Origin of the sequence: Streptomyces achromogenes subsp. achromogenes, from assembly GCF_000720835.1 — a bacterium.
In the GTDB taxonomy this organism is placed as follows: Bacteria; Actinomycetota; Actinomycetes; order Streptomycetales; family Streptomycetaceae; genus Streptomyces; species Streptomyces achromogenes.
Genome location: NZ_JODT01000022.1, coordinates 1 through 18,160 on the forward strand (window position 1 = coordinate 1; position 18,160 = coordinate 18,160).

General features: G+C 74.4%; 16 protein-coding genes. 10 read left to right on the top strand and 6 right to left on the bottom strand.

All coding sequences use genetic code 11. From position 1 onward, the window contains the following. Positions 1–99 precede the first annotated feature (99 nt). A complete protein-coding gene (locus IH25_RS0122750; protein ID WP_030613500.1) occupies positions 100–681 on the top strand; it encodes a GNAT family N-acetyltransferase in 582 nt (193 codons plus the stop codon). Between the two features lie 282 nt (positions 682–963). Here the strand turns inward: IH25_RS0122750 and IH25_RS0122755 are convergent, their stop codons facing one another. Together IH25_RS0122755 and IH25_RS0122760 are read right to left on the bottom strand one after the other, a co-directional pair. After that, positions 964–1,815 (bottom strand): siderophore-interacting protein, encoded by an 852-nt coding sequence (locus IH25_RS0122755; protein WP_030613504.1) that lies wholly within the window; start codon positions 1,813–1,815, stop codon positions 964–966. Between the two features lie 191 nt (positions 1,816–2,006). Then, positions 2,007–2,927, bottom strand: a complete 921-nt coding sequence (locus tag IH25_RS0122760; protein WP_037655454.1) for a 5'-3' exonuclease — start codon at positions 2,925–2,927, stop codon at positions 2,007–2,009. Between the two features lie 154 nt (positions 2,928–3,081). Between IH25_RS0122760 and IH25_RS0122765 the strand changes: the two genes are divergently transcribed. From IH25_RS0122765 to IH25_RS0122780, 4 genes are all read left to right on the top strand, one after another. Then, the gene (locus IH25_RS0122765) at positions 3,082–4,158 is read left to right on the top strand and encodes a quaternary amine ABC transporter ATP-binding protein (protein WP_030613509.1); all 1,077 of its coding nucleotides are present in this window, start codon (positions 3,082–3,084) and stop codon (positions 4,156–4,158) included. Beyond that, the gene (locus IH25_RS0122770; protein ID WP_030613512.1) at positions 4,151–5,965 is read left to right on the top strand and encodes an ABC transporter permease/substrate binding protein; all 1,815 of its coding nucleotides are present in this window, start codon (positions 4,151–4,153) and stop codon (positions 5,963–5,965) included. Before IH25_RS0122765 ends, IH25_RS0122770 begins: the two co-directional genes overlap by 8 nt. A 382-nt stretch (positions 5,966–6,347) precedes the next feature. Beyond that, complete coding sequence (locus IH25_RS0122775) at positions 6,348–6,920, top strand: helix-turn-helix domain-containing protein (RefSeq protein WP_030613515.1); 573 nt, start codon at positions 6,348–6,350, stop codon at positions 6,918–6,920. A 20-nt stretch (positions 6,921–6,940) separates the two neighbouring features. After that, positions 6,941–7,663, top strand: a complete 723-nt coding sequence (locus IH25_RS0122780; protein ID WP_030613518.1) for a helical backbone metal receptor — start codon at positions 6,941–6,943, stop codon at positions 7,661–7,663. On the opposite strand, the gene IH25_RS0122785 is transcribed toward IH25_RS0122780, so the two are convergent. Beyond that, complete coding sequence (locus tag IH25_RS0122785) at positions 7,575–8,720, bottom strand: TDT family transporter (protein WP_030613521.1); 1,146 nt, start codon at positions 8,718–8,720, stop codon at positions 7,575–7,577. The two genes, IH25_RS0122780 and IH25_RS0122785, sit on opposite strands and share 89 nt — an antisense overlap. Positions 8,721–8,790: 70 nt before the next feature. Here IH25_RS0122785 and IH25_RS0122790 point away from each other — a divergent pair, with 70 nt between their 5' ends. Both IH25_RS0122790 and IH25_RS0122795 read left to right on the top strand, forming a co-directional pair. After that, positions 8,791–9,714 (top strand): LysR family transcriptional regulator, encoded by a 924-nt coding sequence (locus IH25_RS0122790; protein ID WP_030613524.1) that lies wholly within the window; start codon positions 8,791–8,793, stop codon positions 9,712–9,714. A gap of 154 nt (positions 9,715–9,868) precedes the next feature. Next, the gene (locus IH25_RS0122795) at positions 9,869–10,834 is read left to right on the top strand and encodes a phosphotransferase family protein (protein WP_030613527.1); all 966 of its coding nucleotides are present in this window, start codon (positions 9,869–9,871) and stop codon (positions 10,832–10,834) included. Here IH25_RS0122795 and IH25_RS0122800 read toward each other — a convergent pair. Beyond that, positions 10,803–11,489 carry a gamma-glutamyl-gamma-aminobutyrate hydrolase family protein gene (locus IH25_RS0122800; RefSeq protein ID WP_030613530.1) on the bottom strand — a complete coding sequence of 229 codons (687 nt, stop codon included), beginning with the start codon at positions 11,487–11,489 and terminating at the stop codon, positions 10,803–10,805. The two genes, IH25_RS0122795 and IH25_RS0122800, sit on opposite strands and share 32 nt — an antisense overlap. A gap of 110 nt (positions 11,490–11,599) precedes the next feature. Then, positions 11,600–12,337 carry a FadR/GntR family transcriptional regulator gene (locus tag IH25_RS0122805; RefSeq protein WP_030613533.1) on the bottom strand — a complete coding sequence of 246 codons (738 nt, stop codon included), beginning with the start codon at positions 12,335–12,337 and terminating at the stop codon, positions 11,600–11,602. A gap of 96 nt (positions 12,338–12,433) precedes the next feature. Here IH25_RS0122805 and IH25_RS0122810 point away from each other — a divergent pair, with 96 nt between their 5' ends. Genes IH25_RS0122810 through IH25_RS0122820 form a run of 3 tightly spaced genes read left to right on the top strand, consistent with a single transcriptional unit; the run spans position 12,434 to position 15,956 of the window. Beyond that, positions 12,434–13,792 (top strand): glutamine synthetase family protein, encoded by a 1,359-nt coding sequence (locus tag IH25_RS0122810; RefSeq protein ID WP_030613535.1) that lies wholly within the window; start codon positions 12,434–12,436, stop codon positions 13,790–13,792. Between the two features lie 11 nt (positions 13,793–13,803). Then, positions 13,804–15,177: an aldehyde dehydrogenase family protein gene (locus tag IH25_RS0122815; RefSeq protein WP_030613538.1), complete on the top strand. Its 1,374-nt coding sequence runs from the start codon at positions 13,804–13,806 to the stop codon at positions 15,175–15,177. Beyond that, a complete protein-coding gene (locus IH25_RS0122820) occupies positions 15,174–15,956 on the top strand; it encodes a 3-oxoacyl-ACP reductase (protein ID WP_030613542.1) in 783 nt (260 codons plus the stop codon). Before IH25_RS0122815 ends, IH25_RS0122820 begins: the two co-directional genes overlap by 4 nt. 15 nt (positions 15,957–15,971) lie before the next feature. On the opposite strand, the gene IH25_RS0122825 is transcribed toward IH25_RS0122820, so the two are convergent. Then, the gene (locus IH25_RS0122825; protein ID WP_030613545.1) at positions 15,972–17,174 is read right to left on the bottom strand and encodes an amino acid deaminase/aldolase; all 1,203 of its coding nucleotides are present in this window, start codon (positions 17,172–17,174) and stop codon (positions 15,972–15,974) included. Between the last annotated feature and the right edge of the window lie 986 nt (positions 17,175–18,160).

Here is an 18,160-nt window from a genome sequence, read left to right on the forward strand (position 1 = left end):
GGGCGGGGGCGGGGCGGCGTCAAGGGAGTGGGGGCGGGGTCACCCGGGGTGGGTGAAAAAGGGTGTGGTCGCGGGTGTGGACCCGGCAGGATGTGGATCATGCCCTTTCTCGTCAAGCCGGTCCTGACCGCCGGTGCCCTGGCCGGCGGTCCGCAGCCCACCCTTCCCGCCGCCGGCGGCCTGCTCCTGCGCCCCTGGCGGACCGAGGACGCGCCCGCCGTGCACGCCGCCTTCCAGGACCCGGCGCTGCACCAGTGGCACATGAGGGCCTGCCACTCCGAGGAGGAGGCCGCCGGCTGGATCGCGCGGTGGCAGGCGTCGTGGGCGGGGGAGAACGAGGCCCAGTGGGCCGTCGTCGACGAGCGGACGGACGAACTGCGGGGCCGGGTCGCGCTGCGGCAGATACTGCTCGGGAGCGGCGTGGCCGAGGTGGCGTACTGGACGGTGGCGCGGGCGCGGGGGCAGGGTGTCGCCGCCCGGGCCGCCGCCGCCCTGTCCCACTGGGCCTTCGAGGAGATCGGCTTCCACCGCCTCGAACTCTTCCACGCCACCGCCAACGAGGCGTCCTGCCGGGTCGCCGCCAAGGCCGGTTTCGCCCTGGAGGGCACGAAGCGCAGCGCCCTCCTGCACCAGGACGGCTGGCACGACATGCACTTCCACGCGCGGGTGCGGGGGGATTGAGCCCGGGGAGACGGGAATGACCGGGGGCGTGAGACGCGTACCCGGGGCACCCGGCCCCGCCGGTACGCGGCCGGCCAGGCGGTGGTCCCTCGTCGTGGGCCTGTGGAGAGCCGGTGCGGACGCGGGTGCCGGGAAAGCGGCGGCTCCTCGTGGTCGGTGCCGCCGTCCGTCGCCCGGCTGTCCAGCCGGCGGCTCGCTCAGGCCCCGGCTCGCTCGGGCTCGCCCCGGCCCGGCCGGTTCAGGCGCTGCCCGGCCCGGCCGATGAGGCGGGTTCCCGCCCGCTCACGCCGCCGCCGTCGTGGTGTCGCCCTCCTGCTCGGCCTCCACCCGGGCGTTCCACTCGCGCTTGGAGGCCTGCCAGCCGTCCTCGTTGTGGCCGAGGCGCCAGTAGCCGGAGATCGACAGGTCCTCGCGCGGGATCTGGTGCTCGATGCGCAGCAGCCGGCGCAGTTCCTTGACGACGCCCGCCTCGCCGTGCACGAAGGCGTGGACCCGGCCCTGCGGGAACTCCAGCCCGCGCACGGCCTCCAGCAGGGCCTCGCCCACCGGCCGCTCGCCGCGGTGCAGCCAGACGACCCGTACCCCGGTGTCGATCTTCTGCTCCTCCTCGGGGCCGGAGACCTCGATGAAGGCGTGTGCGCGGGCGCCGGCGGGGAGCGTCTCCAGGGCGCGGGCGATCGCGGGCAGCGCGCTCTCGTCGCCGGCGAGCAGGTGCCAGTCGGCCTCCGGGTCGGGTGCGTACGCGCCGCCCGGGCCCATGAAGCGCACGGTCTCACCGGGCCGCACGCGGGCGGCCCATGGCCCCGCCAGGCCCTCGTCGCCGTGGATGACGAAGTCCAGCGTCAGCTCGCCCCGCTCCGCGTCCCAGTCGCGCACGGTGTACGTCCGGGTCACCGGCCACTGCTCGCGCGGGAACTCGGCGCGGATCCGCTCCAGGTCGAACGGCTCCGGGTAGCTCACGCCCTCGGCGCCGAAGAGCAGTTTGACGTAGTGGTCGGTGCAGCTGTCCGCGGCGAATCCGGCGAGACCCGTGCCGCCGAGCACCACGCGCTGCATGTGCGGGGTCAGCCGTTCGGTACGCACGACCTGGGCGGTATGGGGCTTGCGCGGCTTTCGTCCCGGGCGCTCTGCCATGACGGCCTCCTGGCGGGGTTGGTTAGGTTTACCTAAGTTAACACCTCGGTCGTGTCAACACCCCTCCCGTGGGCGCCGATGCGAGTCTTTTGCCGGAATCTTTCGTTCGGCCCCGCCCGGCCGGCCCCCTCGGTCCCTCCGTTCTCTCGCTCCCCTCCGTCCCCGCGGCCCCGCGGCCCCTCTGTCCGGGCTCAGCTCGTCAGCGTGGTCAGCAGGCGGTCCAGCGAGCCGCCCAGCCCCCACCGCCGCGCCAGCTCTGCCAGCGCCGCCGGATCGCGCGGGGCGTCCGGCAGGGCCGTGCCGACCTCCGGCAGCGGCACGTCACCGGCCACCCGCACCACCTTCGGCGCCACCGCCAGATACGGCCGGGCCTCGGTCAGCCGCTTGCGCTGCGACGGCGTCAGCTTCGCCCCCGGATCGTCGACCGCCGCCATGATCCCGGCCAGGTCGCCGAACTCGGCGAGCAGCTTGGCGGCCGTCTTCTCGCCGATCCCGGCCACGCCCGGCAGACCGTCGCTGGGGTCGCCGCGCAGCAGCGCCAGGTCCGCGTACCCGCGCCCGTCGACGCCATACTTCTCGCGCAGCACCGCCTCGTCGGTCACCTGGAGCGTGCCGACACCCTTGAGCGGATACAGCACCCGGACCCCGCGCTCGTCGTCCACCAGCTGGTACAGATCGCGGTCGCCGGTGACGATGTCGACCGGGCCCCGGGCCCGCGCGGTGAACGTGCCGATCACGTCGTCCGCCTCGTACTCCGCCACGCCCACGCGCGCGATGCCGATCGCGTCCAGCACCTCCTCGATCACCGGCACCTGCGGGGCCAGGGTGTCCGGCACCTCTTCCGCGTCCGGCGCGCCGGTGTGCTCCTCGGCGACCCGGTGCGCCTTGTAGGTGGGGATGAGGTCCACCCGCCACCGCGGGCGCCAGTCGGCGTCCATGCAGGCCACCAGGTGGTCCGGCCGGTGGTCCTTGACCAGCCGGTCGATGAAGTCCAGCAGCCCGCGCACCGCGTTGACGGGCGTGCCGTCCGGTGCGCGCACCGAGTCCGGGACGCCGAAGTAGGCACGGAAGTACAGCGAGGCGGTGTCGAGAAGCATGAGTCGTCCGGTCACGCACGCATCATGCCGCACGGCACCGACAGCACCCCGCGGACCGGGAACGCGTTGCGTGACGCGCACCGCCGTGAACCCGGCCACTTGTGCGTTTGCCCCGGCTTGACCTGGGGAGGCGCGGCCTCTGTCCTGTCCCCGGAAACGAGAGGTGCGCGTGTCACCCAGGCTTGAGGCAGAGCATCTGTTCAAGGTGTTCGGAAGACGACCCGACGACGCGGTGGAGCGGCTGCGGCGCGGCGCCGACCGGGCGGAGCTGCGCGCGGACGGCGCGACGGCCGCCGTGATCGACGCCTCCTTCCGCGTCGAGGCCGGCGAGATCTTCGTCGTGATGGGACTGTCGGGCTCCGGCAAGTCCACCCTGCTGCGCATGCTCAACGGGCTGCTGGAGCCGACCGCGGGCAGCGTGCGCTTCGACGGGCAGGACCTGACCGCGCTCGGCGACCGGGAGCTGCGCGCACTGCGCTCCAGGAAGATCAGCATGGTCTTCCAGCACTTCGCGCTCTTCCCGCACCGCAGTGTCCGCGACAACGCCGCCTACGGCCTGGAAGTGCAGGGCGTGCCCCGCGCCGAGCGCGAGCGCCGCGCCGACGAGGCGCTCGCCCTGTGCGGCCTGGCCGGCTGGGAGACCTCCTGGCCCGACGAGCTGTCCGGCGGCATGCAGCAGCGCGTCGGCCTGGCCCGCGCCCTCGCCACCGACGCGGACCTGCTGCTGATGGACGAGTCCTTCAGCGCCCTGGACCCGCTGATCCGCCGCGACATGCAGGACCAGCTGCTTCAGCTTCAGAAGACCCTGAAGAAGACGATCGTCTTCATCACCCACGACCTCAACGAGGCCATGCGGCTCGGTGACCGCGTCGCCGTCATGCGGGACGGCCGCATCGTGCAGACCGGCACCGCCGAGGACATCCTGCTGCGCCCCGAGAACGACTACGTGGCCTCCTTCATCCAGGACGTGGACCGCTCCCGGGTGCTGACGGCGGGCGCGCTCATGGACACCTCGGTCACCGCCGACGCGCCGCTGTGCGGCTGCGAGACCGCGACCCCCGAGACGCCGTTCACGCGGCTGTGCGCGATCGGCGCCCGGCTGTCCCACCGGGTCTCGGTGCTGGACGAGGCGGGCCGGGTCGTCGGGGTGGTGCCGCGGCGGCGCCTGCTCGGCTTCCTCGGCGACGAGACGGCCGCCCCCGTGGCCTGCGACAACCCCGAGGGGAAGGTGATCAGCCATGCCTAGGATCCCCCTCGGCGACTGGGTCGACTCCGGCGTGGACTGGCTGGTCGCCCACCTCTCCTGGCTGTTCGACGCCGTCAAGGCGGTCATGGAGGGCATGTACGACGGCATCGACACCGTGCTCGCCGCCCCGCAGCCGCTGCTGATGGCCGGCATCCTCGCCGTCGTCGCCTGGTGGCTGCGCGGACTGCTCGCCGGCGTCCTCGCCTTCGCCGGATTCGCCCTGGTCGACTCGCTCGACCTGTGGGACCGGGCCATGTCCACCCTCGCCCTGGTCCTGGTGGCGACGGTGATCGCCCTGGTGATCTCCCTCCCGCTGGGCATCTGGGCCGCCCGCTCCAAGACGGTCAGCGCCGCCGTACGGCCGGTCCTGGACCTGCTCCAGACCATGCCCTCGATGGTGCTGCTGATCCCGGCCATGCTCTTCTTCGGGCTGGGCACCGCCGCCGGTGTGGTCGCCACCCTGATCTTCGCGCTGGCCCCCGGCGTCCGCATGACCGAGCTGGGCATCCGCCAGGTCGACGCCGAACTGGTCGAGGCCGCCGAGGCGTTCGGCACGACCCCGCGCGACATCCTGTGGCGGGTGCAGCTGCCGCTCGCCCTGCCGACCATCATGGCCGGCGTCAACCAGGTGATCATGCTGGGCCTGTCCATGGTCGTCATCGCCGGCATGGTCGGCACCGGCGGCCTCGGCGGCGCCGTCAACGAGGCCATCGGCCAGCTCGACATCGGCTACGGCTTCGAGGCGGGCGTCGGCATCGTCGTCCTCGCCATCTACCTGGACCGGGTCACCGGCGCGCTCGGCACCCAGCTCTCCCCGCTGGGCCGCAGGGCCGCCGCGAAGACGCGCACGCGCGCGTGGTCGTACCGTCCGCGTCCGGCCGTCGCCCTGGCCGGTGTGGTCGTCCTCGCCCTCGTCGCGGGCGGACTCGGCGTCTTCGGCCCCTCGGCGGGCACCTCCGAGGCCTCCGGCACGGACGTCGGCAAGGGCCAGGAGATCCGGATCGGCTACATCCCCTGGGATGAGGGCATCGCCTCCACCTTCCTGTGGAAGGAGATCCTCCGGGAGCGCGGCTTCAAGGTGAGCACCACCCAGTACACGGCCGGTCCGCTCTACACCGGTCTGGCCACCGGCCAGCTCGACTTCCAGACCGACTCCTGGCTGCCCACCACCCACGCCGAGTACTGGAAGAAGTACGGCGGGCAACTGGACGACCTCGGCAAGTGGTACGGCCCCACGTCCCTGGAGCTGTCCGTGCCCTCCTATGTGAAGGACGTGAACTCCCTGGCGGACCTGAAGGAGCACGCCTCCGAGTTCGACGGGAAGATCATCGGCATCGAGCCCAGCGCGGGCATGATGAGCCTGCTGAAGAGCACGGTGCTGAAGAAGTACCGCCTCGAAGGCACCTACGACGTCGTCGACGGCTCCACCCCGGCCATGCTCGCCGAGCTCAAGCGCGCCTACGCCCGGCACCAGCCGGTCCTCGTCACCCTGTGGTCGCCGCACTGGGCGTACAGCGACTACGACCTGAAGAAGCTCGAGGACCCCGAGGGCGCCTGGGGCAAGGGCGACGGCGTGCACACCCTGGCCCGCAAGGGCTTCACCGCCGACAACCCGCTGGTCGGCCGGTGGCTGAAGGACTTCTCGATGACCGAGGAGCAGCTGACCGGCCTGGAGGCCCGGATCCAGAAGGCCGGCAAGGGCAAGGAGCAGGACGCCGTCCGCGACTGGCTGCGCGACCACCCCGGCCTGGTGGACAAGTGGGCCTCCGTCGCCAAGGACGGCCCCCACAGCGAGGCGGCCGGGTGACCTGACCGGCCCGGACCGCCTGTCGAGGGGCGGGTGCCGCCGGACGCGCAGCCGCGTCCGGTGCCGCCCGCCCCGCGGGCTGTTCCGGACACGACACACTTCAGGCCAATCACCGGGTGTGACGACCTCTGGCCCGGGCCCCGGGCCGGGCCCCGCCGGTCCGTGTCTTCATCCGCCCGGAGCACCGGCTCCGGGGCCCGTCGTTACCCGGGATACTGGCGCGAACAGTGAGGGTGGGGGATCAGGGAGATGTCGGGGATGTGACAGGCACGTGAAACGGTTTGCCGAACATGCGTAGGGTGCAGAGAAGTCATCAGAAGAGAGGCGCCCCGTAAGGGGCACCCGGACAGCGGTACGACGAGTGAGGGAGGGAGCCGGAGCGATGGGCGACCACAAAGAGCAGCAGCCCGTGCGGGTGGGCGCGGCCGTCCGGCGGCGCCGCCGGGCGCTGGAACTGACCCTCGCCGTCGTGGCCGAGCGCAGCGGCCTGTCGGTGCCCTTCCTCAGCCAGGTGGAGAACGACCGGGCCCGCCCCAGCAGCACCTCCCTGGAGAAGCTGGCCGACGCGCTGCGCACCACGGCCGTCGAACTCCTCGCCGCCGCCGATCCGGCGGCCAGCGTGGACGTGGTGCGCGCCGAGCCGGTCGCCGAGGGCGACTTCGACCCGCGCACCCGTGCCCTGGTGCGCGGCCACCACCAGCTGCACGCCTCCGAGTTCACCGGCGACCACGACGCCGGCCGCGAGCTCCAGCACCGCAACGACGAGCTGATGTACGTCGCCGACGGCGCGGTGGAGATCGAGGCGGAGGGCCGCGCCTACCGCCTCGGCCGGGGCGACACCCTGTATCTGACCGGTGGTGTCCGGCACCGCTGGCGGGCCACGGTCCCGGACACCCGGATCATCGTGGTGGCGGTCGCCGAGCACATCGAGGCCGTCCAGAACAAGACCCGCTGACGCGGGCGGAGGACGCTGCCGTGACGCGGGTGGTCTCCCTGGTCCCGTCCCTGACCGAGGCCGTCGCGGTGACACGGCCCGGTGTCCTCGCGGGCGCCACCGACTGGTGCACCCACCCGGCGGGCCTGGACGTCCCCCGGATCGGCGGCACGAAGAACCCCCGCCTGGACCGGATCGTCTCCCTCGCCCCGGACCTGGTGATCGCCAACGAGGAGGAGAACCGCGCCGCCGACCTCGATACCCTGCGCGCGGCCGGCATCGAGGTGCTGGTCACCGAGGTACGGAGCGTGCCGCAGGCCTTCACCGAGCTGGACCGGGTGCTCACCGCGTGCGGCGCCCCGGGCCGGCCCGGCTGGCTGGACGCGGCGCAGCAGACCTGGGCGGCGCTGCCCGAGCCGGTGGAGCGTACGACGGCGGTGGTACCCGTCTGGCGCCGGCCCTGGATGGTCCTCGGCCGGGACACCTTCGCGGGGGACGTCCTCGCCCGCCTCGGCGTGGACCACCGCTACGCCGGCCACCCCGACCGCTATCCGCGCGTCCCGGTGACCGAGCTGCGCGCGGCGGCCCCGGACCTGGTCGTCCTGCCCGACGAGCCCTACCGCTTCACCGCCGACGACGGCCCCGAGGCCTTCCCGGGCCTGCCCTGCGCCCTGGTCAGCGGACGGCACCTGACGTGGTACGGGCCGTCCCTGACGCGAGCACCACGGATACTGGCCGAGGCCCTGCGAGCAGCTCGCCGCTGAGCAGGCCGCGCAGGGTGCCGAGGGCCGCCGCGAACCAGGCCGCCACCAGGACGACGTACAACCCCACGGCCAGCGCCTCGTACACCGCCAGGCCGGTGTGCCGGGCCAGGCCGGCCGCGCCGGTGACACAGGTGCCCACCGGGAAGGTGAACGCCCACCAGGTCAGCGCGAACCCCATCCCGTGCCGCCGGGCCCGCACCACGTGCGCGGTCGCCAGCGCCAGCCAGAGCAGCGCGAACCCCATCACGGGCACGCCGTACAGCACGGCGAAGACCGCGAGGCCACGGTCGTAGGGCGCCGGTACGACCCCGGGCGCGGCGTCCGCGATCACCCCCGTGGCGGTGGCGGACTGCCCGAGCGGGCCGAGCACCAGGAACAGGGTCGGGGTGAGCGCGAGCGGCAGCGGCCCGGCGGTGAGCAGCCGGGCGAACACCAGCGGCAGCATCAGCAGCACGGCCAGCAGGCTCACGCCGAACAGCGCGAGGCACGCCAGCAACAGGGTCTCCTGGGGCTGCCCCGGCGGCAGATGCGGCACCAGCGCCGGGCCGCACGCGGCCGACACCATGGGCGCGACCAGCGGCAGCAGCCACACCGGGCTGGCCTGGCCGGGCTCGACCCGGTGCCGTACGGCCATCAGGTACGGCACGGCGACGGCGGCCCCGAGCCCGGCCGCCGTACCGGTGGTGTACAGCACGGTGTCCAGGGCGACGGCCGCGCGGGTGCCGATCAGGTCCCGGCCGGCCGTCAGGGCGCCGCCGCCCACCGACAGCAGCGCCATCGCCAGGCAGGCGTGGAAGGGAGCCATGGCCGGATCGAGGAGATGGGCGCGGGCCTGGTCGCGGTGGCGGGCCCAGTGCACGGCGCGGGCGGCCAGCAGGGCCACGAGCAGCAGCAGCGACAGCACCCAGACGGCGGCGAAGACGGCGTGCGGCCCGTTCGCCGGCGCGGGCAGCGCGACACCGGCGGAGCCGACGACGGCGGTGCCCATCACGGAGGCGTACCAGTTGGGGCCGAGGTGTCTGACCGGTGACGTACGGGACGGTGCTGCGGTGATCATGCGCCCACGATGTCCCAGGGATTTCCCCCTGACCAGGGAGTTCCTGTCTATGAGGGCATAAGCTGGTCTTATGAGCAGGGCCGAGGGACAGCGGGAACGCACGGAATCTCTGGCGCACCGGGTGCCGGACCTGGCCGCGCTGGAGCTGCTGCTCGCGGTGGCGCGGCTGGGCAGCCTGGGCGCGGCGGCCCGCGAGGTCGGCATCACCCAGCCGGCCGCGAGCAGCCGGCTGCGCTCCATGGAACGGCAGCTGGGGGTGGCCCTCGTCGACCGCTCCCCGCGCGGCTCCCGGCTCACCAACGCGGGCGCCCTGGTCACGGACTGGGCCCGCCGGGTGGTGGAGGCGGCGGCCGCCTTCGACGCGGGCGCGCGGGCGCTGCGGGACCGGCGCGACTCCCGGCTCCGGGTCGCGGCCAGCATGACCATCGCCGAGTACCTGCTGCCCGGCTGGCTGCTGGCGCTGCACGCCGAGCGGCCCGACACGGCCGTCTCGCTGCTCGCGGGCAACTCGGCGAAGGTCGCGGAGCTGCTGCTGGCCGGGGAGGCGGACCTCGGTTTCGTGGAGGGCCTGGACGTGCCGACCGGCCTGGACTCCACGGTCATCGCCCATGACCGGCTGATCGTCGTCACCGCGCCCGGCCACCCGTGGGCCCGGCGCCGGCGGCCCCTGACGGCGGAGGAGCTGGCCTCCACCCCGCTCATCCTCCGTGAGCGCGGTTCCGGCACCCGCCAGGTCCTGGACGCGGCGCTCGGCGGTCTGGCCCGCCCCCTGATCGAGCTGTCCTCGACCACGGCGGTCAAGGCCTCCGCGGTCAGCGGCGCGGGTCCCTCCGTCCTCAGCGAACTGGCGGTGGGCGAGGAGCTGTCCCTGCGCCGCCTGGTCAGCATCCCCGTGGAGGGCGTCCCCCTGCGCCGAGCCCTCCGCGCGGTCTGGCCCACCGGCCACCGCCCCACAGGCCCGGCAAGGGAACTCCTGTCCCTCACCCGGGCATGAGCCGCCGAAGGGGCGCGGGGAACGGCGCGCTCAGCCAAGAACGACCCGCACCCGGCGAACATCGACAGCCCCCACGACGCGCCCCCGCGCCCAACCCACCCCGCCCCCAAAAAGAGGTGGCCGAACCCCCCGGCCCCCGACACCATTGCTGCGCATGACCCTCACCGCCCCACCCGCCACCGGCGTCCGCGCCCCCTGGGAGTCCCTCCCGGCCGCCGTCCGCGACGCCGTCGGCGACGTGCTGGGCGCTCCGGTCGTACGCGCCGTGACCCAGGCCGGCGGCTTCTCCCCGGGCGTCGCGGCCCGGGTCCGCACCGCCGCCGGCCGCACCGGCTTCGTCAAGGCGGTGAGCGCCGAGGCCAATCCGCACAGCCCCGGCCTGCACCGCAAGGAGGCCCGGCACGCCGCCGCGCTGCCGGCCGGCGTGCCCGCGCCCCGGCTGCTCGGCTCCTACGACGACGGCACCTGGGTGGCGCTGGTCTTCGAGGAGGTGGAGGGCCGCCAGCCGCACGTGCCCTGGCGGCCGGCGGAACTGCGCCGGGTGCTCGACGCCGTGGCCGTCCTCGCCCGCACCGACGCCCCGGAGGTCGGCGCCCCGCCCGTCGCCGAGGACCTGGCCGACGCCTTCTCCGGCTGGCGCCGGCTGGCCGGCGGCGAGGCCGGGGACGTACGGGACCGGCTCGGCGAGTGGACCGCCGGCCGGCTGCCGGAACTCGCCGCGCTGGAGGCCGGGTGGGCCGAGGGCGCGTCCGGGGACACCCTGGCCCACGGCGACCTGCGCGCGGACAACATCCTGCTCACGGACGGCGCGGGCGTCGTGTTCGTGGACTGGCCGCACGCCCTGCGCGCCGCGCCGTGGTTCGACCTGCTGGTGATGCTGCCGTGCGTGCGGGCCCAGGGCGGACCGGACCCCGAGGAGGTGTTCACCGCGCACCCCGTGGGCCGGGACGCGGACCCGGCCGCCGTGACTTCGGCGCTGGCCGCCCTCGCCGGCTACTTCCTGCACGGCTCGCTGCGACCGGCCCCGCCCGGCCTGCCCACCCTGCGCCCCTTCCAGCGCGCCCAGGGCGACGCCGCCCTGGCCTGGCTCAGGAAGCGGCTGCGACCAGGGCGCGCATGACCCGCAGATCCTCGCCCTGCTCGGGGTGCCACTGCACCCCGAGCACCCAGCCCCGGTCCGCGGGCAGCTCCACGGCCTCGACGGTGCCGTCCGCCGCGTAGGCCGAGGGCACCAGTCCGGCGCCGAGCCGCTCCACCGCCTGGTGGTGGTGCGTCGGCACGGTCACCTCCTCCGGGACGATCCCGCCGTACAGCGTCCCCGGTACCGGCTTCACCGGGTGCCCGCCGAACACGCCGACCGTCTCCACGTGCCCCTCCAGGTGCTGGACCAGCGTGCCGCCCAGGGCGACGTTCAGCAGCTGCATGCCCCGGCAGACGCCGAGCAGCGGTACGCCCGCCGCCAGCGCGGCCTCGATCAGCGCGAGTTCCCAGGCGTCCCGCTCGGGCGCCGGCGGTCCGGTGTGCGGGGAGCGCTCGGCGCCGTACCGGGCCGGGTCGACGTCCGGGCCGCCCGCGATCACCAGCCCGTCCAGCGGGGCCAGCGCCGCGGCGGCCCGCTCGGGCGCGTCCGGCGGCAGCAGGAGCGCCACCCCGCCGGCCCGCTGCACGAGCCGTGGATACGCGGCCGGCAGCAGCACCGCCTCCAGTGCCCACACCCCCCAGCGCGCGCCGGACTCCAGATACGTGCTCACTCCGATCAGCGGCCGTGCCGTCATGCAGCCCTCCACGGGAACCCGGCGGTCCTCGTCCCACCGTGCTCGATCAGGGCGCCCGCTTCAAGAGCGCCTCGGTAAAGGTGTCCATGCGAACCTTTTGCATGGCCGGATCAGGCGAGGAAGCCCCGCAGCAGGGCCGCCGTGCCCGCGCAGTGCTCGCGCATCATCTCCCGGGCCCCGTCCGCGTCCCCCTCCAGCACCGCCTCCACCAGCGCGGTGTGCTGCCGCTGGGAGTGCTCCAGGTTGCGCACCAGCAGCGGGATGCAGTCCAGCAGGTCGTTCACCGTGGCCCGGACCGCCGCGTACTGCGCGGTCAGCGACGGCGAGCCGCACAGCTCGGCCAGCGTCAGGTGCAGCAGCGTGTCCGCCCGCCGGTAGTCCGTGAGCGGGACCTCGTGCGTGCGCTCCAGCGCCCGGCGCAGCCGCTCCGCGCGCTCCCCGGCCAGCCCGTGCGCCGCGCACAGCCCGGCGGCGCCCACCTCCAGCACCTCACGGAAGCGCAGCACGTCCTCGATGTCGACCCCGGCCACCCGGCGCCGCAGCTCGTCCTCGCCGCCCGCGTCCGGACGCGGCAGCACGAACGTTCCGCCGTACCGCCCGCGCCGCGCCCGCACCAGGCCCTGGTCCTGGAGCACCTTCAGCACCTCGCGCAGCGTCACCCGGCTGATCCCGAGCCGCTCCGCCAGCTCCCGCTCGGCCGGCAGCCGTCCGCCGTCCGGCACCAGGCCCAGCCGGACGACCTGGAGGATCTGCTGCAGCGCCTCCTCGAAGCCGTTGCCCGCCCGCACCGGCCGCAGCACCGCGGCCAGCCGGTCCTCAGGCGTGTCCGGGGCCGCCTCCCGCGCCATCCGCCGTGCCCCCTTCCCAACCAATGGTTCCCGGCAATACCTTATGGCTCCCGGCTCGGCCGGGAAAAGCGCGTTGGCGCCGAAGGAGGCTCTCCCGTGGCAGACCGCACACCCCCGCTCAGCGTCGAGGAACTGCACGCCCTCGTCGCGGGCGGCGAGATCGACACCGTCGTCCTGGCCTTCCCCGACATGCAAGGGCGGCTCCAGGGCAAGCGGTTCGCCGCCCGCTTCTTCCTCGACGAGGTCCTCCACCACGGCACCGAGGGCTGCGACTACCTCCTCGCGGTCGACCCCGAGATGAACACCGTCGACGGCTACGCGATGTCCTCCTGGGAGCGCGGCTACGGCGACTTCGCCATGCGCCCCGACCCCGCCACCCTGCGCCGTATCCCCTGGCACCCCGGCACCGCCCTGCTCCTGGCCGACCTCGCCTGGAACGACGGCACCCCGGTCGCCGTCGCGCCCCGCCAGATCCTGCGCCGCCAGCTGGAGCGGCTCGCCGCCCTCGGCTACACCGCCCAGGTCGGCACCGAGCTGGAGTTCATCGTCTTCAAGGACAGCTACGAGGCCGCCTGGGACGCGGGCTACCGCGGCCTGACCCCCGCCAACCAGTACAACGTCGACTACTCCATCCTCGGCACCGGCCGCGTCGAACCCCTGCTGCGCCGGCTGCGCAACGACATGGCCGGCGCCGGCCTCACCGTGGAGTCCGCCAAGGGCGAGTGCAACCCCGGCCAGCACGAGATCGCCTTCCGCTACGCCGAGGCCCTGCGCACCTGCGACCAGCACGCCCTGTACAAGACCGGCGCCAAGGAGATCGCCGCCCAGGAGGGCGTCTCGATCACCTTCATGGCCAAGTACAACGAACGCGAGGGCAACTCCTGCCACATCCACCTCTCCCTCGCCGACGCCGACGGCCGCAACGCGATGGCCGGCCCCGACGGCATGTCCGACGTGATGCGGCACTTCCTCGCCGGACAGCTCGCCGCCCTGCGCGACTTCTGCCTCCTGTACGCCCCCAACATCAACTCCTACAAGCGGTTCCAGCCCGGCTCCTTCGCGCCCACCGCCGTCGCCTGGGGCCACGACAACCGCACCTGCGCCCTGCGCGTGGTCGGCCACGGCCGCTCCCTGCGCTTCGAGAACCGCCTCCCCGGCGGCGACGTCAACCCCCACCTCGCCGTCGCCGGACTGATCGCGGCCGGCCTGTACGGCGTCGAGCACCGGCTCGAACTGCCCGAGCCCTGCCCCGGAAACGCCTACACCGCCGGGTTCGAGCACGTCCCGACCACCCTGCGGGAGGCCGCCGGACTCTGGGAGAACAGCCCGATCGCCAAGGCCGCCTTCGGTGACGAGGTGGTCGCGCACTACCGCAACATGGCGCGCGTCGAACTGGACGCCTTCGACGCCGCGGTCACCGACTGGGAACTGCGCCGCTCCTTCGAACGCCTGTGAAAGGTCACCACGTGTCCGACCCGAACGAGCTGACCGTCCTCAACCCCGCCACCGAGGAGACCGTCGCCACCGTCCCCGCCGCGAGCGAGGAGGACGTCGCCGCCGCCGTCGCACGGGCCGTACGCGCCCAGCGGACCTGGGCCGCCGTCGCCCCCGCCGACCGGGCCCGGCTGCTGCGCCGCTTCGCCGACGTGGTCGACGCCCGCGCCGAGGAACTCGCCCAACTGGAGGTCCGCGAGGCCGGCCACACCCTCGGCACCGCCCGCTGGGAGGCCGGCAACGCCCGCGACCTGCTGCTGTACGCGGCCGGCGGCGCCGAACGCCTGCTCGGCCGGCAGATCCCGGCACCCGGCGGCTGGGACGTCACCTTCCACGAACCCCTCGGCGTGGTCGGCGTGATCGCCCCCTGGAACTTCCCCATGCCGATCGCCGCCTGGGGCTCCTTCCCGGCGCTCGCCGCGGGCAACGCCGTCGTCCTCAAGCCCGCCGAGGCCACCCCGCTCACCGCGCTCCGCCTCGCCGCCCTCGCCCTGGAGGCCGGCCTGCCCGAACACCTCTTCCAGGTGCTGCCCGGCTACGGCACCACCACCGGCCGCGCCCTGGTGGACCACCCGGACGTCGCCAAGATCGTCTTCACGGGTTCCACCCGCACCGGCCGCGAGGTCATGGAACGCTGCGCCCGGCTGGTCAAACCGGTCACCCTGGAACTCGGCGGCAAGAGCCCCAACGTCGTCTTCGCCGACGCCGACCTCACCGCCGCCCTCGACCCCTTCTCCTTCCTCGACAACTCCGGCCAGGACTGCTGCGCCCGCACCCGCGTCCTGGTCCAGGAGAGCGTGCTGGACGAGGCCCGGGCCCTGCTCGCCGACGCGCTGGCCGCCGTGGTCGTCGGCGACCCGGCCGACGAGAAGACCCAGATGGGCCCGCTGATCTCGGCCCGGCAACGCGAGCGCGTACGGTCCTACGTGCCCGACGACGCCCCGGCCCTGCGCGGCAGCGCCCCCGACGGCCCCGGCTTCTGGTTCCCGCCGACCGTGCTCACGGGGGAGCGGCACGACAGCCGGGCGGCCCGCGAGGAGATCTTCGGCCCCGTGGCCGTCCTGCTCCCCTTCACCGACGAGCAGGACGCCGTCCGCCTCGCCAACGACACCCCCTACGGCCTGTCCGGCTCCATCTGGACCCGGGACGTGGGCCGCGCCCTGCGCGTCTCCCAGGCCGTCCGCGCGGGCAACCTGTCCGTGAACTCCCACTCCAGCGTCCGCTACTGGACCCCGTTCGGCGGCTTCAAGCAGTCCGGCCTCGGCCGCGAACTCGGCCCCGACGCCCTGACCGCCTTCACCGCCACCAAGAACGTCTTCATCAGCACGGAGGGCCCCGCACAGTGACCGACAACAGTGTCTGCCGCCGCCTGACCGGCCGTACCGCCGTGGTGACCGGAGCCGGCAGCGGCATCGGCCTCGCCACCGCCCGCCGCCTCGCCTCCGAAGGCGCCCACGTGGTCTGCGCGGACATCGACGAGACCCGCGGCAAGGCCGCCGCCGAGGAGGTGGGCGGACTCTTCGTCAAGACCGACGTCACCGACCCCGAGCAGGTCGAGGCGCTGTTCAAGGCGGCCTACGACACCTACGGCAGCGTCGACATCGCCTTCAACAACGCCGGCATCTCCCCGCCCGACGACGACTCCATCCTCGAAACCGGCCTGGAGGCCTGGAAGCGCGTCCAAGAGGTCAACCTCACCTCCGTGTACCTGTGCTGCAAGGCCGCCATCCCCTACATGCGGCGCCAGGGCAAGGGCTCCATCATCAACACCGCGTCCTTCGTGGCCCGGATGGGCGCGGCCACCAGCCAGATCTCCTACACCGCGTCCAAGGGCGGGGTCCTCGCCATGTCCCGCGAACTCGGCGTGCAGTTCGCCCGGGAGGGCATCCGGGTCAACGCCCTGTGCCCCGGCCCGGTCAACACCCCGCTGCTCCAAGAGCTGTTCGCCAAGGACCCCGAGCGCGCCGCGCGCCGCCTGGTGCACATCCCCGCCGGCCGGTTCGCCGAGGCCGAGGAGATCGCCGCCGCCGTCGCCTTCCTGGCCAGCGACGACTCCTCCTTCGTCAACGCCACCGACTTCCTGGTGGACGGCGGCCTCACCGGCGCCTACGTCACACCCCTGTAGGGACTGTAGGACGCCTCACAGGAAGGTGCGCCCCTCGCCCCGGTAGGTCGGCACGGTCGCGGTCACCGTGTCCCCCTCGATCAGGTGCAGCGCCTCGAACCGCTCGCACAGCTCGCCCGCCTTCGCGTGCCGGAACCACACCTTGTCGCCGATGAGCAGGTCGTCGGCGGGCGAGCCGAGCAGCGGGGTCTGCACCTCCCCGGGGCCCTCCTGCGGGTCGTACCGCAGCCCCTCGGGCAGATACGGCACCGGCAGCCGGTCGCCTCCGGCGGCGCCGGAGGCCGGATAGCCGCCGCCGAGCACGGTCACCACCCCCACACCGGGCCGCCGCACCACCGGCTGCGCGAACAGGGCGGCCGGACGGCCGGTGAAGGAGGTGTAGTTGTCGAACAGGCGCGGCACGTACAGCCCCGAACCGGCGGCGATCTCGGTCACCGCGTCCTCGGCGGCGGTGTGCTGCACGCTGCCGGTGCCCCCGCCGTTGACGAACTCCAGGTCCGGGGCGACGGCCCGCACCGCACGGACGACCGCGGCCCGCCGCTCGGCCAGCTCCCGCCGGGCGGCGGCCTGCATCAGCCGGATCGCCCGGGACCGCAGCGGCCGCCCCGCGACCGCGTCCCCGACCCCGGCGACATGCCCCTCGTACGCCATGATCCCCACCAGCCGGAAACCCGGCCGCCGGACCACCGAGCGCGCCAGCTCGGCCAGCTGGGCGGGGGAGCGCAGCGGTGAACGCCGGGCGCCGATCCGCACCCGGCCGCCCAGCAGCCGCAGCGAGGTGTCCAACTCCAGGCAGACCCGGATCACTTCGCGCCCGCCGTCGCGGGCCGCGTCGACGAGGTCCAGCTGCGCCGGATCGTCGATCATCACGGTGACGGCACCGGCGAGCTTCGGATCGGCGGCCAGCTCGGCGAAGCCCGCCCGGTCGGCGGACGGATAGGCCAGCAGCACGTCCTCGAACCCCGACCGGGCCAGCCACAGCGACTCGGCCAGGGTGAAGGACATGACGCCCCGGAAGCCGTCCTTGGCCAGGACCCGCTCCAGCAGGGCCCGGCAGCGCACCGACTTGCTGGCGACCCGTACGGGCTTGCCCCCGGCCCGGCGCAGCAGGTCGTCCGCGTTGGCGTCGAACGCGTCCAGGTCCACGATCGCGAGGGGGGCGTCGAGATGGGCGGTGGCCCGGTCGTAACGGGCCCGGGCGGCGGCAGGCGCAGTCATGGCGGAAGCCTGCCAGAGAGGATTACCGCAGGGTAGGGGGACGTTCCGGGCAGATGCCCCGGGCCCGTGGACCGGTTCCGTCCCGGCCCCCGACAAGCCGTAGAGTGACGCGCACGTACGGCGGACCGCGCCCGGCGCACCAGGTGAACCGGGATGCCCGTCCGGCCGTACGGGTATGCGTGCCCGGGAGGAACCTGCGCTCCGGGCGCGGCCGGACGGCGGACGGCCCGCGTACGAAGGAAACGGCCCTGGGCACGAGGAAACGGGGGGTGCATGAGCACGGAAGCGCGGCACACCCCCGTACCGCCCCGCCCCTCCGCCCCGCCCCCCGCCGCCGGCACGGCCCGTCCCGACGCCGGGGCGGCCGGTACGGTCCCGCGCCCGTCCACACCCACGGCCCCCCGCCCGGCCGACGACCCCGACGACGAGCCGTCGGTCTTCACCCCGCGCGTCGTACGCCCCCCGCGTCCTGTCGCGGTACCCGAGGTCCCCGACCCGGTGAGCCCGCCACCGCCGCCCGCGTCCGCCCGCTTCCCCGACGCGCCGCCGAGCGCGGGGGCCGGTGCCGGCCGTGCCGGCGGCAGGGGACCGACGCGGGGAGACGCGTGGCCTGCCGACGGCGGACCCCAGGGACCGGGCGAGCGGCCCGCGGTGCACCCCGGCGCCGGGTCCGGCCACGCGGCGACTCCCGCGCGTACGTCCGCGGGAACGGCCGAGGGGAGCGCCTCGCGGATCGCTCCTGGGGCCGTCACCCGGCCTGCCGCACCGTCGGCGCGGGCGGCGGGGACCGGGCCGCGTCCCGGCGACGAGCCGCCCCGTCGGGGGACCCCCGGGCAGGGGGCTCCGGCCGAGTCGGCGGCGGAGACGACCCGGCGGCTCCGGCCCGTACCACCCGCTCCCGGTGACGCGCCGTCAACCGCACGCTCCGCGCCCGGCGTACGGGCCTGGGCCCCGCCGACGGCCGGGGGAGCGGGACGACCCGGCGC

Bases quoted from the DNA above. Each gene is read 5' to 3' on its own strand.
- IH25_RS0122770 (WP_030613512.1), top strand. From the start codon at position 4,151: ATGCCTAGGATCCCCCTCGGCGACTGGGTCGACTCCGGCGTGGACTGG.
- IH25_RS0122805 (WP_030613533.1), bottom strand. From the start codon at position 12,337: ATGGCGCGGGAGGCGGCCCCGGACACGCCTGAGGACCGGCTGGCCGCG.
- IH25_RS0122825 (WP_030613545.1), bottom strand. From the start codon at position 17,174: ATGACTGCGCCTGCCGCCGCCCGGGCCCGTTACGACCGGGCCACCGCC.
- IH25_RS0122790 (WP_030613524.1), top strand. From the start codon at position 8,791: ATGAGCAGGGCCGAGGGACAGCGGGAACGCACGGAATCTCTGGCGCAC.
- IH25_RS0122750 (WP_030613500.1), top strand. From the start codon at position 100: ATGCCCTTTCTCGTCAAGCCGGTCCTGACCGCCGGTGCCCTGGCCGGC.
- IH25_RS0122775 (WP_030613515.1), top strand. From the start codon at position 6,348: ATGGGCGACCACAAAGAGCAGCAGCCCGTGCGGGTGGGCGCGGCCGTC.
- IH25_RS0122800 (WP_030613530.1), bottom strand. From the start codon at position 11,489: ATGACGGCACGGCCGCTGATCGGAGTGAGCACGTATCTGGAGTCCGGC.
- IH25_RS0122795 (WP_030613527.1), top strand. From the start codon at position 9,869: ATGACCCTCACCGCCCCACCCGCCACCGGCGTCCGCGCCCCCTGGGAG.
- IH25_RS0122755 (WP_030613504.1), bottom strand. From the start codon at position 1,815: ATGGCAGAGCGCCCGGGACGAAAGCCGCGCAAGCCCCATACCGCCCAG.
- IH25_RS0122785 (WP_030613521.1), bottom strand. From the start codon at position 8,720: ATGATCACCGCAGCACCGTCCCGTACGTCACCGGTCAGACACCTCGGC.